Here is a 17277-nt window from a genome sequence, read left to right as displayed (position 1 = left end):
AGATGACTACACTGTGATTCATCAGACCTTAAAAAAGATAGATATCAGTATATGAAAAGAAGATTGCTATTTGGTGAACGCATGTTACTGGGAGATGGAAAAGAACCTTTCAACGCGGTCATTCCGTTCAGACTAAGAGGGACTTTTACATTAAAAGAGATCCAGCAAGCTTTAGCCCAGATTCAAAACAAACACCCATGGCTAAGAGCATTAATCAGCCATGATGAAAAAAATATTCCATGGTTTAATGTTCCTGAAAAACCTGTTTCTATTCCTGTAAGAATTGTCACCAGACAAAGTGAAGATCAGTGGCAGGAAGAATCCAGGAGGGAATGGAACACCACCTTTAATTACGAAAAATTTCCCCTGATCCATTTTATCTGGATCAAGGGGGAAGACGTTTCTGACATGCTGTTTGCGTTCCACCATTGTCTTTGCGATGGTGGTTCTGCAATGGCCTTTTTGAAAGAATTTCTCATCGTTCTGGACAATCCGGCTGCGGATATCGGGGTAGAAAATCCGATCATGGGAATCCAGGATGTGGTTCCTTCCCCTATTCTGAACAGCAGAAGACAGAAACTGAAAGCTAGATTTATCGGAAGACTGGCTGCTACCGCGATCAAATGGATTCCTACAGGCAAAAAAGCTGTGGAAAGACAGAGTGATTACCTCATCCATTGGAAGCTGGATGAAACGGTAAGCAAAGAATTAATCACTTACTGCAAATCCCGGGGGGTAACGGTAAATACATTTTTAAGTGCGGCGGTATTGCAGGCATTTAAAAAAGTAAGAGCAGAAAAGTCCTTCAATAAAGTTTCCTGTCCGGTAGACATCAGACGTTTTGCAGGACAGATCAAAGAAGATCATATTTTCGCTTTCGGGCTGATGATCGTAGTTTCTTCTGATGAAAAGCTAAGCTTTGAGGATAATCTCCGTGCCATGCAGAAATCTGTGGAAAAAAAGACCTCAAAACTGAATCCCTATATCACCATGATGGTCATGGAATCCGGGCATGATGCCCTGAGTAATTTCACCAGGCTGCTGAAGAACGGAAAATCCTCCAACGATTGTATGTTTTCCAATCTGGGACGCATTCAGATTCCTCATGAGTACAAGGAGTTTACGGTAGATACGATTTTCAGTCCGTCAGTAATAGGACCGCTGGGAAATACCACTACAATGGTAACCTCAACGTACCGGGGTGAAATGGATTTTTCATTCATGGGAAGCGAAGGATATTTACCTTACACAGATGCGCTGGCAGTTCGTGAAGAGGTAATGCAGGTCATCCATTCTCAACTAAAACAAATGGCAGTATCATGATCAAAAGACCTTTAATGATGGTGGAAAGGATCATGTATGTAGATCCGGAAACCCCCTTAAACTGCATTTATACCGCAAGAATCAAGGGAGAGATTCCTGAAGAAAATTTTAAAACGGCTTTAATAAGAATCCAGCAGAAACATCCTATTCTAAGAACGAATATTGATCATAAGATCGGAAACTATCCTTATTTTATGGGGCAGAAAGATATTGAACCTATTCCGCTTCGCATTGTAGAACGTACAACAGACGATGACTGGCTCAAAGAATCCGAAAAAGGATGGTTTAAACTTTTTGAAACGCCCAAAAAACCACTGGCCGAAGTGGTATGGGTAAAAGGACAGGATACCTCCGAAATTCTTTGGATCATGCCTCACTGCATATCCGATGGAACCACCGGGGTCACTTTACTACGTGAACTTTTAAGCTTGCTGGACAATCCATATGGGCCATTAATTCCTTATGTTGCTTTTGAATCAGTTGATGATTTCCTGCCTTCGGATTTTAACATCGGAATAAAAAAATATAAGGCTGCCCTTTACCTGCTGTTTGCCAAAATTTTCTTTTCCATCCAGCGAAAAAGTAAAAAGAGAAATCAGGGGAAAAACTACACTATTCACTGGAAAATGACTCCGGAAGAAACGAAAATAATCACTGAAAAATGTAAAGCCAACGCTATTTCTGTCCATGCTTTGCTGTGTTCATCGGTGATGCAGGCGTTCCGTGATATTCAGGGAAACCGCGCCAAAGGCAAAGTAATCAGTCCTGTGGACGTACGTCATTTTATTCCGGAAATTAAAGAAGACTATTTATTTGCTTTTGCCCCAACCGTAGAGCTTTCCATCAGGAAAAAAAATAATGATGTAATGGGCAATGCCAGGGAGATCAAAAAAAACCTTACAGAAAAAATCAATAAAATGGAAGCCCGCGAACTCCTTTGGATGGGTGAACATATGCATCCTGTTGTAGAGCGTATGATCAACATGCTGAAATCCAGTGAAGGCGGGCACGATATTACCTTATCCAATATGGGAAAGATCAATATCCCGAATGATTACAAAAATTTCAGTCTGGAAACAGTCTTTAGTCCTACCGTGGCCTTCCCATGGCTGAACTCAAATACTTTAGTGACCAGCACGTACAACCAGCAGATGGACTTTACATTCATGTCCAATGAAAATTTTCTTCCCAAAGAAGAAGCTCATCTGATAAAAAACAGAGCCATTGAGCTGCTGACCACCCCTCTATGAAATTTAAAATAAAGCCTCCGAAGCCAAAACCTATAAAAAAGACTACCCTCAAACGCTTTCTCATTAAGCGGACGATTTATTATGTCCTTCCGAACGTATTTTTTAATTTCATTATTGCCTATGCCAGTTTCAAAGAATTGGGCTACACCCATTTTTTCTCAGGAACCCAAAACCTGGCCCGTCTTACCCTGCCGATGGCGATCTTCCTTCCGGTAGTTCTTACCATTGATATCATCAAAAGAGTAACGGATGCCGCCAGCCAGCAAGCCATAGAGTTTACACTAGACGAACAGCTGAATATAAAAAAACTCATGACCAGGCTTAGCATTATACACGGATTGATTACCGGCTTATTGGTATTGTCGCTGCTGTTTATAGGACAGTATAATTTCTCAAAAGATTATAAACTGGACGCAACGGCAATGGCTGTGTTAGTGGGAACCCTGGCGGGAATTTTGTCTGTTATTTTTGTGTATTTACCCGTATGGAGGCTGAGAAGGTGGATGTGCAGAGTGACATCAGTACCTGCAGATATAAACCCATGATTTTTGAACATCAACAGCTATAAAGCTGTATATCATTCAACTAAAAATCAAAAAAGGATAAAACGATACCCGGATGGTCATAAAGCCACCGGGTATTTTCACGAACAGATCAACTTAATTTTTTTCTTTGAAACTCAATATTTGGTAAATTTTTTATATTTATATAATAATTTGCAAGAATTTTTCTTGGACAGAATGACTAACAATGTATGTACAGAATAACGGATCAGTTAAAAAATATAGGATTCAGTATCAATCGTTTAGATTACCTTATCAATAGAAATAAAAACAAAAGAGAATTCAATACCCTGGAATATTTTTGCATCTATATCATTCTGGAAGATATCCAGTTAACCATAGATAATGTTCCTTACCCGTTAAAAGGGGGAAATATCGCCTTTGTAGGGCCACAAAAGAAAATCGTTTTTGGGGAAACCAAAAGATCGGACGTGTATTCCATTGCCTTTTCATCCAGTTTTTATGAAAGATCAACCAAAGACAGCCTTTTTATCAATTCCCAGCTTTTTTATAATTATAATTCTGAAATATTTATCGCTCCTTTCTTCAATGCAGAACAGATGAGGGTGATATTCCTGGAACGTATGGAAAGTTTCCGGAAAAAGGATGAAAGCTTATATATAGCTGCTGCCCATAATGCCATAGAAAGGCTGATGCTGGACGCCCTTTTACATATTCCCACCGAAGAAATCAAGAAGGATATCAAATTTGACTATATGTACTATGTCAACCGGTTCAAAATTCTGCTGCAAAGAGATTACAAAAAGGCAAAGAAAGTGGCTTATTATGCGGAAGAACTTAATATCTCATCCAGGAAACTGACTGAGATGACAGAGTATGTACTGGGCAAAACCGCCAAGCATATCATCATTGAAAAACTCATTACCGAATGCAGAAAAGCCCTGAATTTTTCAAATTCCACCATCTCTGAAATATCTTATGATCTGGGTTTCAGCAATGAAGGAAATTTTACCAATTTTATTAAAAAACATACCGGAAAAAATCCCTCAGAAATGAAATAATTTGTATATTTACATAAGTAACCTTTTGGGGAAAAATACAGGTTATATGCTTGCAAAGTACATTATATTCATTTTGTTCTATTTTGCTATTACAAAATCATTTGGCCAGGCAGCAGACGGTTTAAGGCTTAACGTAAGGCTTTATCCGGTACAGATGCTTGCTATAGGCTCAGGATTTTCGGACGATGGGAATGAGTCTTCCTTCCGGGAGGTTCAGTCTGTAACCATCTCAAGTCCGACAGGGTTTCAGCTGAATGCAAAATATGATGAATATCGCAGTACAACCGGTAATTCCGGAAGTAACAGAGAAAAGTTTGAAGAATATCCTCTTATCAACCATTCTAAAGGAGTGGTTCAGGAGCAATATCCTATCCAACATGAGATTGAAAATGCTATGGAAAATTTAAGTGTCAACAGAAGTGACGACGAAAATTTTTTAATATTAACTCTAATTTCTCAGTAAAAAATAAAGCAAGGTCTAAAAAAACAACTATGCATTGAATAACAATCTTGCAATTTATTCATTCCCTATATATTAAGTAAAATTAATGTTTAAGATTAATAAAGCATTCTTTTTACTTTATGGTGATTTTATCAACATTTAAATGATACTTTTTATGTAATTATTCATAAAAAGTATTACTTGGTGCGCGCCTATTTCTTCGTAAAAATTCACAAATAATAAGTATCTTTTCACAAAGGCCCTGAAGTTCTTTGTATTTACCTTTGCATCCGCAATTTTAAAAACAATTAATACAAAAAAACGTCTTTAACCTTATGAAAAATTTTATCTTAGCATCTTTTGCTATCCTTGGATTCTCAACATTACAGGCACAAAATGTTACGCTGAATGTCAGACTTAAGCCTATCCAGACTCTTGTTGTTAACAACGCTCAAAAAGTCGTTAATTTAGACTACATCACTAAAGATGACTATGCCAACGGTGTATCTTCTGTAAACGCAGATCATTTAAGCATTTACAGCACAGGAGGATTCCAGGTAAAAGTAAGAGGGGGTAACGATGTATTAGAGTATGGAGGGAAAAACATCCAGGCTAACACCATCCAGATTAAAGCAAGCGCAGGTTCTGACGCTGTAAACGGTGCTCAATATGCTCAGAATGTACAATTATCAACTAACGAAGCTACTTTGGTAACTTCTTCTACCGGAGGTGTAGACAAAAAAATTAACATTGAATACAAAGGAGCCGGAGATAATAAGTACCTGAACAATTATATTGCCGGACAAGATCCTACAGTATACACTACTGAACTTACGTATACCATTATTTCTCAATAATAGCTATCATTATGTAATGATAAAGTGTTGTACCTACCCCAGCACTTTATCAACATTTAAAAACTAATCTCCGTCATGAGCAGACTTTCTCTTCTCCTTTTCAGTCTTCTTTTCCTATTATCTTTTCACGGATATGCACAAACAGGAGTTTCGGTTTCACCGCCAAGACTGTACTTTGAGTCGGGAAACGGAAACAGCAATACCCAGATAATAACGGTAACGAATGTAAGTGCCAAAAATTCTCTGGACCTCGCTGTAAGTTTAGGAGACTGGGAATATGACGGCAAAGGTGAGAATGTAACGTATCCCGCCAATACCCTTCCCACTTCCTGCGCAAGTTGGGTTTCAGTCAAAAAAGAAGAGAATTACTTCACGCTGGCTCCGGGAGAAAAAAAAGATATCGAGGTTACCATTACCGTTCCTAATACGCTTTCCAATCAACTGCCTACCCATACGGCCGTTTTGTATGTAAGCCAGATGAATCCGGTAGATGATGTGGATCATAAAGGCGCCAATATCAAGGTAAGCATCCGCTCAGGAATCAAATTATTCCACAAGCTGCCTGCCGCCAAAACGAAAAAACTTGAAATCCAGAATCTGGTATACGGAAAAACAACCAATACAATCAACCTCTTTTTTGAAAATCAGGGTGATGTATGGGGTGACGGAAAAATATACACTGACTTTGTGAATACCCAAACCGGAAAAAAAGTATCACTGGATCCCGTTATCTTTTACTCCATGCCCGGAAATAAAAGAGAAATGGATATCCCTCTTCCGGCAAGCCTTGAAAAAGGAAAGTACACCGCTTCTGTAATGATTGATTATGGAGACAACAACAATCTGGAATTAGGAGAATTAAGTTTCAGCTATGAATAGTAAAAAACTCTTCTGTTTCTTTCTGTTGATTTCCCTGAACTGCTTCTCACAGATCAATTACAACTCATGGGTGAACAGTTACCTGCAGATTAATTCCTACAGCGGAAATACCAATCCCGATGCTTATACCTTTACGCTGGCTGGTAACGGCGCATTTAATATTCCTTACTGGAAAATATCCATGAAGCTGAAGCAGCCTATCACTTCTACGGACGGAAATTATACAATGCCTGCCAACAAAATATCATTTCAACCGGTTTCCACTTCAGGACAGGCTTATCCGGGACCTGTGCCCACCATTCCTCAGATCGGAATGCCGTTAAATACTTTTCTTCAGGCCAACCAGGAAGTCTTTTTAATTCCACAGTCCAATGCAGCGTTGTACAATCAGCCCCCACAGCCCAACGGTTATTATAACCTGCAGGTAAAATACAGCCTGACCGTTATGGGAGGATCTTATCTGGGAAGCTACCCTTCCTGGACCCGATTTAACGCTCCGGTACAGTTTACGGCGTATGATCAGTACAACAATATTATTGGCAGAGGAGATCACATTTTTCAGTTCCACATAGGACCACTCAGCGGAAGTCCGACCGATGTCCCCGAGATGTCGCTTCAATTTTCCGCAAAAGCGGTCAACGGATCACTGGAATTTAAAAGCATGTCGGATTATGTCAACGGAGTAAGTGTTACTTATTCCAATGGACTGATTGTAAAAAGCAATACCAATTACCAGATCAAATTACGCTCTCTTCAGGGGCAGTTCAGCTCTCCGGCCGGAAACTACATTCCCTTAGGAACCGTAAAAATGAATCTCATCCCCGTTTCCGGAAACAATGGGAATGTATATCCTATCCTGCTGAGTGCTTCTCCCCAGCTTATTGCGACTGGAGGCTCCACCGGAAATTCAAGCTTATATTACGATATCAGATATTCCACCAAAGCCAATGATGAAAGACTGATTAATGCCAAATCGGAAGAATATTCCACCACCCTTCAATACGAGATTATCCCCCAATAACCATGCTTCAAGACCTGTTCAAAAAAATCTTTTTCATTTTTTTGATTTCGTTTCAGATATGGATTCCGGCACAAAGCAGTTCCGGGATAAGTCTTGATATCCGTAATGAATCCAGAACAGATAAAACAGGGATACTGGATCTGATCATCGTCCTTGACAATCAAAGCACCAATGATTTCAAAGGAAAGGTCAACATTACCATTCCTCAAGGTTTCAGAAATATTTCAGGAAACAGTCTTCAGGCCGAAATGAAATCCGGAGAGCATCTTTTCATTCCGGTAAAGATCGTGGTCAGCAATAATGCCGTTTCAGGAGAATCCCGTCTGGGTTTCCGTCTTTCGGACCAGCAGAATAAAACAATGGCGGAAAAAGAAATACCTTACATCGTTACTGAAAATAATGCCATGCGCATCACGGCAGAAAACCCACTTATTTATGTGAATAAGGCTACCGATTCAGTAGAAGTAAGGGCAAGGGTTTCCAATCTTGGGAACAGAAAGCAGCATGTAACGGTTGTCTTTAAAATTCCTGAAGCTGAGCAGGGAAATGCTTTTATAGAGAAAACAGGAAGTATTGGCGTGCAGAAAGATTCAGTCTTTGTGTTCCGTTTTCTGCCTTCCCGAATCAGATCCCGCAGTTCTCAGATTTCCGTTAATATCGCAGGTTTCAGAGAGCCGGACAGAGAGATATTCGGCAACACTACGGTATCTGTGCAAAATGTTTCTTCGGTACAGCGTTATGAGGATTTGGAATCCACTGCTTTTTCCAACTTTACCAGGAATACCATCACAGCAAGTTACAGACATGCCGGAGAAAACCTGGACATGTATCAATTGGTAGGTTCCGGAGGTTTCAACCTTCCGTCAGGATATATTTTCATCCGGGGAAATATCTATACCATGACGAATCAGAGCGATCCTATTGTCAACAATACCTATCTGACCTATCACAGGGAAAACAATGAATTCACCATCGGAAACATCAATAAATTACTGGAACTTTCTCTATTCGGAAGAGGGCTGGAATATTCCTACACTTCTCCTGATAAAGACAAAAAAATTGAAGCAGGTTTTGTAGACCAGACCTACAGCCTGATCGAAAGAAATTCTTTTCTGAAATATGGTTATGGATTTTACACCAGAGGAACCCTTGGGGCTCAAAACGCTTCCCGCAATATCTCCGGAACCTATATTTTCAGGGATGATCCTTACGAAAAAGCCAGACATCATGTAGCGGGAACAGATCTTCAGTATGCTTTCGGCAAAGACTGGAGAACCAACACCAAGGTGTATGGCGGACTAAGTTTCTATGAAAACAACCAGCCTGCAAAACCTTCCCTCGCTTTGGAATCACAATATTCCGGAATGATCAAAAAGGTCAATCTGAACGGAAATTATTTCTACAGCACAGATTATTATCCCGGAAACAGAAGAGGAATTTTACAGATTCAGCAGAATTTCTCTACCATGATTTTCAAAGACCATTATGTGTATGCCAACATTGTGGCTTCCCATTTTTCGCCTAAGTTCTACTTTTACGACAACACCCTGAATTCGAGCAATCTAAGACTGGATACAGGAATCAATTTCCCTAAAAAAGGGAATTTCGGGATGGGACTTGGCTATCAGTACCAGGAAGAAAACTCCAATTCTTATAATAATTTTTTCAATGCCCAACCTTATGAGAACACAAAACAGCTGAAAGCCCAGCGTTTTACGGAATACCTTACCTGGCTGAGCCCTGATAAGCAACACTCCTCCATCTTAAGCCTGGAAACAGGATTGGTTCAATATCCGGATAACGACAAACAACAGTTTCAGATGAAAGCAAGCGGAACTTACAGCTACAAATGGCTTACCGTGAACGGGATCTATCAGCATGGAAGTTATTTCCTTTCCGAATATGCTTTTTCAAAAATGATGAATCAAAGCACTCCTTACAAAAAGCTTTCCCTTTCTGCTTTTGTGAATAAAAATTTCTTCAACCGTCAGCTGAATGTCACCTCAGGGGTTTCTTATACGGATGATGTTCTGTACGGAAAATCGCCTTCCGGTTTTATGAACCTGAAGTATTCAAGGGAAAAGTATGCCCTGTACCTGAACTCTTCCTACTTCAGTTATACTGCAGGAAGTTTCACCAATAATCTGTTGACCGTTGAAGCCGGTGTGACCGTCAACCTTAGAAACAGTACCCTGGATCCGGGTAAAAAAGGTGATATCAAAGCGTTTGTTTATTATGACCTGAACGAAAACAATATCTATGATGAGGGCGATAAAGAAGCGGCAGGCTACCTCATTATGCTCAACAATATTTCATTTAAGACCGACCCGTCAGGTTCTATCAGCTACCGTTCTATCCCTTACGGAAAGTATGCCCTGAAACAGGTGATCCAGCAAGGCTGGTATTATGATGAAACCGAATTTACGGTAGACAAACACCACTACTCTTTTGAGATCCCTCTTCATCAAAACGGAACGACCCAGGGAAAAATAACCTATGATTTTGACACCAAAACAGCAGTAGATTTCACGCCCAAAGTCGGAGGGGTACTCTTCAATATTTACCGAAACGAACAGTTAGTACATCACATCATCACCGACGACAACGGTGAATTTGCCTCTTTCCTGCCCTCCGGAAATTACAGGATTGAATTGAACAAAAACTCTCTGCCGTCCAATACCTATTGCGAACGCTCTACTGATACTTTCAAAGTGGAAGCTGGGAAAATAGTACAACTGGAACCTTTTGTGATTAAGGTGAGGGAGAAGGTGATTAGGGTGAAGAAGTTTGGGAATTAGAATGATAGAATAAAAGTCATTAGTTGTAAACTTCAATCAATAGCTTATTTTCAAAATATCTATCCGGTTATCATATAAATCTCGATATAAAAAAGATCTGTATATTAAAATATCAGACCCTTTTTAATTATTGAATTTAGAGAGCTTGCTTTATAAGACTCATAATATATTCTAGATTTTCTGTATCCTTAACAATTATTTCATAGTCTCCATTTCCATTATGACCTTTAAGATCGGAAACATCTCTCATGATATTTTTAGGATCATCAAGTTGTCCTTTTTTGAGATTAATCCACATCTTCAATGAATTGGCTTGTACTTCTATATCAATCACATTTGTTTTTGTTTTAAATGCAATATACCATTTCTTAGGATGTACCTCTAACTCAGAAGATAAATTTAAAATTGCTTGTTTATAGCTTTCATACAGCTCAATTACAGAATCATTTTTACCCGAAAGGTATAGCTCTTCAGTATATACAGTGACTTGTTTAGTTACTTTATTTATAACAGAGTCTTGTTCTGATTTTACCTCTCTTATATTAGGTGCAGCTTTAGATTTTTTTATAGGATTAATCAATATAATATCATTTTCATACTGCTTAATTTCCCAAAGCTCTATTGGTAAGTCCTTAAAGTTCGAAGCTTGCTTTTGAAAGTCAGTAAAAGCAGGAGATACAAAAACAACCTTAGACTGTGACCAATCAATATCTGCACGTTTAATAGTTTCATTTTGGCTTTCATTATACTCAACAATGAAATCTGCTTTGTATTCCAGCATTAAATTTAAATATGAAACTCCTTGGTCAACTACAGAAAAGTGTCTGTCTTTTTTATATTCGATAATCACAAAAGAATTGTTTTCACTATCATAAGCCAAAGTATCAATTCTGTTTGCTTTTATAGTAAACTCAGACTTTATAAATTTCAAATTGCTTAAAGTTTGTAAATTAGATTCAAAAAAATTTTGAATGTCTTTTTCCAATCTAAAAGGAATTTCTTTAAGAATTGAAAAAACTTGTTGGTTATTTTTAAAAAGTTGCATAAAAATTTAACTTAGGGTATTAAGAGACATTTCCGAATATCATTTGTTCAACTTGCTTTTTGGCATTGTCTAGAATATTTTGGGCTTCTTTTTGTAACAACATTGCTTTGGCTCTTAAACCTTGAATATGATTAGCAATTTCATATTGCTTTTCTAAATCAAAATCTCCATTTGGTAAAATAGGTACTACAATATCTTGATTGAAATAATTTTGCATAATCAAATTTCTAATTCCATTTGTCTGACTTTGCATTGACTCAGTAAGCTTTATGTTATGTATTGTTTTTAAATAACAAAATAAATATTCTGGATTTAGAATACTACTATTGATTCTAATCTTATGTATAAAATTACTATAGCAAATTTTATTTTTATCCAATATATCTTTTGTCAAAATAGCAATTCTACCTACAGGTTGATCTGGACTACCTCCTGACTTCTCAATCAACAGATCATTTTCTTGAATATCAATTTTTGATATTTTATCTTTTTTAATAAGTCTGAATTTAACTCTTGAGTTATCAAGATTAAGATTAAAGTTATTATCAAATTCTGTAGCTCTGATAACTAAACACTTTTCATATTCTTGAGAATAGTTTTCTTCATTATCTTCAATTCCCCAATCACCCGCAAAACTTTGAACTATAAAAGTCCTAAGTTTTTCGACTTTGAATTTTTCCAAATCTATGTCCTTAATTGCTTGTTTTAAACTTATTGTAGTTTTATCATACAATTTTGGATCAAATCGCCCCCCTGTAACTTCTTTTAATTGTGTTATGAAAACTCTATTTTTTAAGGTATTATCTTTTTCAGGTAAAGTAATTCCTAAATCATTTAATAAATAAAGATCAATTTTTTTTAATAATTCTTTTGCTTCAGACTCCTTTTTCTCTTTTTGCTTATATGCAGATTCATAACTACTGATAATTTCTTGTTGTACATCTATAGGAGGCAACGGAATTTTTAAAGATTTAATAGCATCTTGTGATAAACTTCCCATAATGGCACCAATTGAATGTCTTAAAAGTTGTTTTTGACCTACATTTGAATTTAGAAATATCTCTAAATATTTGGAAATTATTAATCCTTGATTAAGAATAATATAAAAAATTTCTGAACTAATTATATAATTATAATCGGATTTTAATGACAATGCATTTCCAAATGTCCCTTTTCTTGTTAAAAGTAAATTACCTTTTTTTAACTGTATATTTTTCGAAAGATCATCCAGATTAAAATTTATATATTGAAGTTTAGAAAAGTCAAAACTACCTTGCTTTACATTTGCTACTTTTATATATGGTATGCCATCATCACTATAATTTCTGAAATCAAATCCATTAATAATTGCCCTAATTAGTTTTTTAAACGGAACTACTTCATATTCACAATTATTAAATCTATTTTCTATAATTTGAAATTCATTTTTGTAGTAAGCCGAATCCAACCTTCCTTCCAAATTGGAACGGTTTGTAATAAATATTTTATTAGGATCAATATTTTGAGGTATAATATACATTTTATTCGTTCGGTATTTTGAATTTATATCTTTCTATTAAAATAGTTTTAATGTGTCTACCTATTTCTTCTTTTAAAGTTGTATGAGCATCTTTTTGATAGGTGAAATAAAAATCTAGTTTATAATCCGATTTGGGCTCCTCTGCTTTTTCTTCCTTAGTAATAATCACCGGTATATTTAAAGCCCTTGCCCATCCCATCTCATAGGTGACATTAGCATTGTTACCTGTTATGTTGGCAATAAAAATATGGCATCCTTTGATTTTCTCAAAAATATCATTTACAATATTAACAGACTCTCCCTTATAAGTCATAATTGGATGTAAAGTTATATTTATACCATATTTGTCTTTAATTTCGTCAATAACACTTTTATAAATTTCATTGTGAGATTTTACAATCGCAGAAGAAAAATATGGCATTGCAACAAATACTTTTATTTCTTTTTCCTTTATTTGATTGAAAATTCTTATGATACTCTCAGCTTTTGTTTCCTCTGCCTCAAATAAGTGATTATTAATTATCCAATGATAGAAAATGTTAAATGTTGTTTTATCCTCAAAAGCTTTATAAAATAGAAAGGCTAAAAGTATTTCAATATTTTTATTTGCTTTAAGTAATTCATCATCACGATATAGCGTATTTACAGCCTGCAAAGCTTCATATACAATATCTATAATATCTTTGGATTTTCTCACCTTTTTAAACTTATTATAAAGCCTAAAAATGTTTAGGGATAGGGACCATTTGTAATTTTCAAGATTAGTTTTAATAGATTGGAAATCTTCACTTCTTATTTTTAGCCCCAATTTCCTAGCATTAACCCCAACATCTTTACCATCATATTGAAATATTTTTGCTATTTCATCATCTCCAAAATATTCAGTTTCTCCAATAATTCCTTTTAAATTCTGCTCAAGTGTCAAAGGAATTGTTTTAGAATTGATATTATAGAAAACAACACGCTCAAATTTCTCATAAGTATTACTGGTTTTCTTCTCGAGTAATTCAGTAATGGGATTAAATTCATTAGTAGTAGTTTCTTCAAATAATACAATGCAAAATGGTACATCCATTGTTTGAATTCTATCATCATCAATTTGCTCCGCAGCACTTAATCGGTGATTCCCATCTATACGATGAAAAGGGTGTTTATTTTCTTTAATCAGTTTTAGTAATTCACCATCTTCAATCTCTAGTTCAACGATCTTTACTTCATCTCTTCCTCCTACATCAAAAACTTTAGAATTCTTTCTTTCTACAACTCTAATATTGAGACTATTTACATTTGATTTAAAACTCTTATTTGCTTCAATAAGCGTTAATGGAGCATCTTTTTTAGCTCCAGTACTCGTAAAGTCATATTTCAACTTCAAGCTCAAAATCACTTCAGGAAAAAACAAATACGTTTCTTCGGTAAGAAAATTAGAAATTACTTTTTTTTGTTTATCAATAAGCTCTCTCTGATATTCAGGATTAGCTTTAGAAATCCTTGCTAGCTCTTTAATTCTTGCAAAACCTCTTATACAAGTTTGTTTACTTAATGATTTATCTAATATCCCTCTGATTATCATAATAAATGGCTTTCGATGTCATTAATAAATTTTGTAAGTTCTTCGCTAATAAACTCCAATTCATTCACGGTAGTTTTCTTTCCTGTTGCATCGTACCCTATATCATCAGCAATTGCCATAAAAATTGGATAGTCAGGAATCTTTTTTTGCTTTTGTTGTAAAAAAGCTTCCTGTAACTCTTCTTTCAGGTCATTGACTTTATCATTAAAAATGTCCTGAATTTCCTTTTTATCATCTGCTATTAATTCATTTAAAGCCTTTTTATCTAATGTTGGATTGCTTTCTTTACATTTTTTTTCAAGGGCCTTAATAGCTTCTTTCTTCTCTTTATCGTATTGCTTTATTTTTTCTGTATAATTGCTCTCCGAAAGCAAATCAGCCTTTGATGTTTGTTTTAATTCTTTAATACGATTTGTTGTATTGAAATCATGCTTTTTTAAGAATAAAACGGAACTTTTAACTCCTGCTCCTGTAGCTGAAAAAGCAGTTTGTGGCATTGAAACTACTGCAATTATTCTAAACATTTCTTCTATGTGATCCCTTACGTATTGCAAACTACTATTAGTCAAAATACCATCAGGTATTACAATAGCTAAATATCCTCCCTCTTTAAGAAAATTATAGCATTGTTCTATAAATAATACTTCTGTGCTTTGATTTTCTCTGTTTGTTTCAGGTCTCGCAGAAACAGCTAACCAATCTTCTTCTTTCTTTCCAAGATTATATGTTTTTAAATAAGCTTTCTCTGTCTGTCTTACAATACTTCCAAACGGAGGGTTAGTAACAATAAAATCGAAGTGATTGTATTTAAATCCTTTATTAGTAGTATTTTTTTCGATATCCTGTGGGCTTAATAAACCATCTGAAGTAATTACATTAGTATGGCCATCATCATGGATTATCATATTCATTTTGGCAGCACGAGAAATTTGCTCATTAATCTCAATACCATAAAGGTTTTTTTCAGCGAAATCGTGCCAATATTTATAATGCTTTTGATTTTGCTTTACATCTGTTTTATAATTAATATATAATTCATCGGCTTGTTTTCTAACTTTATTCAAGGCATATAGTAGAAATCCTCCACTTCCGCAAGAAGTATCTAGCACATAAGAATCATTTTTAATAGGCAATACACTAACTGCAAATTCTACAATTGGTCTAGGTGTAAAATATTGTCCAAAATTTCCTCTGAAAAAAGCTCCCATAAAGGTTTCGAAGGCTCTTCCTTTTGCATCTAGGTCTGTTTCACCGATATTGACATCTTGTAAGTATCCTACTACCGTTCTTATTTTTTCAGAAGAAAGTCTAATATTATCTTTAAAGACTTCAGGGTCTTTTTTTCTTCCTTGTTCGTAAAGTTTTTTTATACGTTCTGTAAGTCTTTTATTTTCTTCGTTTCGAATAGCAGTACTTAACTCTTCTTCTCCTAATTTTTTATAATTTTTTATTTCTGTAGCATCAACAGTAATAATTTGAAAGTCATATGGAGTTCCTGCTGTTCTATCTTTTTTTTCATCCCAAATCTTACAGAATATCAATTTGTCTAACTCATCAAATGCTTCTGAAGGATTTAGCTGCCCTCCTCCCCATAGAGCATCATGCGCTTGTTTAAACCTACGTGTTAAATCTGCTTCTGGTATTACTTCCAAGTTAAAAAAACGTTGTTGGCCTACCTTTTTTTCTAATGATTCTGCCTCATATACATATTTATAATTGGTAAGCTTTTCTACACCAAACTGAGGAATATCTGGTAGTATAGTTCTTGAATATTTTTTTTTGTTAACCTCAAAATATTCATTTTTATCTAAAGACGTAATCCAAACAAATTTCACATCATTGGGCATAGCATAAGCATAGCTGTATGCCTGTTCTACAGCTTGTAGAAATTCTAGTTCAGTTACTTCAGGTTTTTTACATTCTATTAAAATATGTGGTTCTTCACAAGCGTCATCATTATATACAACCATATCAGCTTCTATGACACTAGAACCTACCTTAACCGGTACATACATTTTAATACGTTCCGCTTTATATCCATATTCTAAAACAAGTTTTAAAAATGTTTCTGCTTGAACTTTTTCTTCGGGATATGTAAAATTTCGGGGACGATTATAATTTATATAGTTAATTAGTTTTTCATTTTCAGAAAGAAAAACCAATTTTTTAATTATTCCTTGATTTATTAAGCTCATTGAATTCGTAAAATATAATATGAAGTTTTAAAATTTCGAATATCGGGATTAATAATAATTTCCACAATATTTTTACAATAAACTTTGTAACTCTGAAGACTATTAATATTCCCCATTTTGATACTAGTAAAAATATTTTCATTATAAATAAAAAAGGTTCAGCAGATGCTGAACCATATATATATATCTTAAACAAATTATCCCTTCTCAATCAACCTCTCCAGTCTTCCCATCATCTCATCCTTCTCCTTCAGCATCCTTTCATAAAGTTCCATCTTTTCTTCATGCAACTTCTTTATTTCTTCAATAGGATTTACATTAAAAGTAGGAGTATGACCTGTATTTAGGAAAGAACCGTTATCAAACGTATTAGAAATAATATTCACCGCCTGCTCCTCATCAAAATTCTGAAACGCTTCCACCGGAATTTTCAACACTTCAGAAATTCTTTTCAGCAAAGAGTCTTCAATAATTTCTTTCTGTTCCAGCAGAGAAATTTTCTTCTGGTTCCAGTCGTCCCCAAGGTCAAGAGCCAATGCTTCCTGCTTGATGCCCAGCATTTCTCTGAATCGTTTTACATTGCGGCCCTGATGTATTGTATGTTCCATGATAATTCAACATTTATGAGGTTTAAATATAGAAAAATATTTATAAAAATGCACCTTAAAAAACAGCTTAATTACAATCTCTGTTCTTCATGCTGATACAGTGAAACGAGCCTTCTCTCCTATTTCGCCATTTCCGTTTTTATACCCTCTTTTTTTCATCAAAAAGTCAGAAAAAAATAAAC

At 35.5% G+C, this 17277-nt stretch carries 14 protein-coding genes; 9 read left to right on the top strand and 5 right to left on the bottom strand.

Annotation, left to right across the window (positions count from 1 at the left end):
* Positions 1 to 51 precede the first annotated feature (51 nt).
* The 9 genes from DDF69_RS01550 to DDF69_RS01510 all read left to right on the top strand — a co-directional run bounded on the left by DDF69_RS01550 (position 52) and on the right by DDF69_RS01510 (position 10155).
* Positions 52 to 1323: a condensation domain-containing protein gene (locus DDF69_RS01550; protein ID WP_114819225.1), complete on the top strand. Its 1272-nt coding sequence runs from the start codon at positions 52 to 54 to the stop codon at positions 1321 to 1323.
* A complete protein-coding gene (locus DDF69_RS01545) occupies positions 1320 to 2573 on the top strand; it encodes a phthiocerol/phthiodiolone dimycocerosyl transferase family protein (RefSeq protein ID WP_114819224.1) in 1254 nt (417 codons plus the stop codon). Before DDF69_RS01550 ends, DDF69_RS01545 begins: the two co-directional genes overlap by 4 nt.
* Positions 2570 to 3118 (top strand): hypothetical protein, encoded by a 549-nt coding sequence (locus DDF69_RS01540; protein ID WP_114819223.1) that lies wholly within the window; start codon positions 2570 to 2572, stop codon positions 3116 to 3118. Before DDF69_RS01545 ends, DDF69_RS01540 begins: the two co-directional genes overlap by 4 nt.
* A gap of 209 nt (positions 3119 to 3327) precedes the next feature.
* Complete coding sequence (locus tag DDF69_RS01535) at positions 3328 to 4158, top strand: helix-turn-helix domain-containing protein (protein ID WP_114819222.1); 831 nt, start codon at positions 3328 to 3330, stop codon at positions 4156 to 4158.
* A gap of 46 nt (positions 4159 to 4204) precedes the next feature.
* Positions 4205 to 4621: a hypothetical protein gene (locus DDF69_RS01530; RefSeq protein WP_162800848.1), complete on the top strand. Its 417-nt coding sequence runs from the start codon at positions 4205 to 4207 to the stop codon at positions 4619 to 4621.
* A gap of 314 nt (positions 4622 to 4935) precedes the next feature.
* Complete coding sequence (locus DDF69_RS01525) at positions 4936 to 5457, top strand: hypothetical protein (protein ID WP_114819220.1); 522 nt, start codon at positions 4936 to 4938, stop codon at positions 5455 to 5457.
* A gap of 75 nt (positions 5458 to 5532) precedes the next feature.
* Positions 5533 to 6336, top strand: a complete 804-nt coding sequence (locus tag DDF69_RS01520; RefSeq protein ID WP_114819219.1) for a molecular chaperone — start codon at positions 5533 to 5535, stop codon at positions 6334 to 6336.
* Positions 6329 to 7357 carry a hypothetical protein gene (locus DDF69_RS01515; RefSeq protein ID WP_114819218.1) on the top strand — a complete coding sequence of 343 codons (1029 nt, stop codon included), beginning with the start codon at positions 6329 to 6331 and terminating at the stop codon, positions 7355 to 7357. Before DDF69_RS01520 ends, DDF69_RS01515 begins: the two co-directional genes overlap by 8 nt.
* A 41-nt stretch (positions 7358 to 7398) precedes the next feature.
* Complete coding sequence (locus tag DDF69_RS01510; RefSeq protein ID WP_162800847.1) at positions 7399 to 10155, top strand: hypothetical protein; 2757 nt, start codon at positions 7399 to 7401, stop codon at positions 10153 to 10155.
* A gap of 136 nt (positions 10156 to 10291) precedes the next feature.
* On the opposite strand, the gene DDF69_RS01505 is transcribed toward DDF69_RS01510, so the two are convergent.
* From DDF69_RS01505 to DDF69_RS01485, 5 genes are all read right to left on the bottom strand, one after another.
* Positions 10292 to 11200 carry a DUF5655 domain-containing protein gene (locus tag DDF69_RS01505; RefSeq protein WP_114819216.1) on the bottom strand — a complete coding sequence of 303 codons (909 nt, stop codon included), beginning with the start codon at positions 11198 to 11200 and terminating at the stop codon, positions 10292 to 10294.
* A 19-nt stretch (positions 11201 to 11219) separates the two neighbouring features.
* Positions 11220 to 12719, bottom strand: a complete 1500-nt coding sequence (locus DDF69_RS01500) for a restriction endonuclease subunit S (protein ID WP_114819215.1) — start codon at positions 12717 to 12719, stop codon at positions 11220 to 11222.
* A 1-nt stretch (position 12720) separates the two neighbouring features.
* Complete coding sequence (locus DDF69_RS01495; RefSeq protein ID WP_114819214.1) at positions 12721 to 14292, bottom strand: hypothetical protein; 1572 nt, start codon at positions 14290 to 14292, stop codon at positions 12721 to 12723.
* Positions 14289 to 16487, bottom strand: coding sequence for a restriction endonuclease subunit M (locus DDF69_RS01490; protein ID WP_114819213.1), 2199 nt, complete (start codon positions 16485 to 16487; stop codon positions 14289 to 14291). Before DDF69_RS01490 ends, DDF69_RS01495 begins: the two co-directional genes overlap by 4 nt.
* A 197-nt stretch (positions 16488 to 16684) precedes the next feature.
* Positions 16685 to 17095 carry a helix-turn-helix domain-containing protein gene (locus DDF69_RS01485; protein ID WP_114819212.1) on the bottom strand — a complete coding sequence of 137 codons (411 nt, stop codon included), beginning with the start codon at positions 17093 to 17095 and terminating at the stop codon, positions 16685 to 16687.
* Between the last annotated feature and the right edge of the window lie 182 nt (positions 17096 to 17277).

This window comes from Chryseobacterium sp. KLBC 52, from assembly GCF_003347605.1.
In the GTDB taxonomy this organism is placed as follows: domain Bacteria; phylum Bacteroidota; class Bacteroidia; order Flavobacteriales; family Weeksellaceae; genus Chryseobacterium.
The sequence above is the reverse complement of the archived record's forward strand: the minus strand, read 5'-3'. Positions and strand labels throughout refer to the sequence as shown.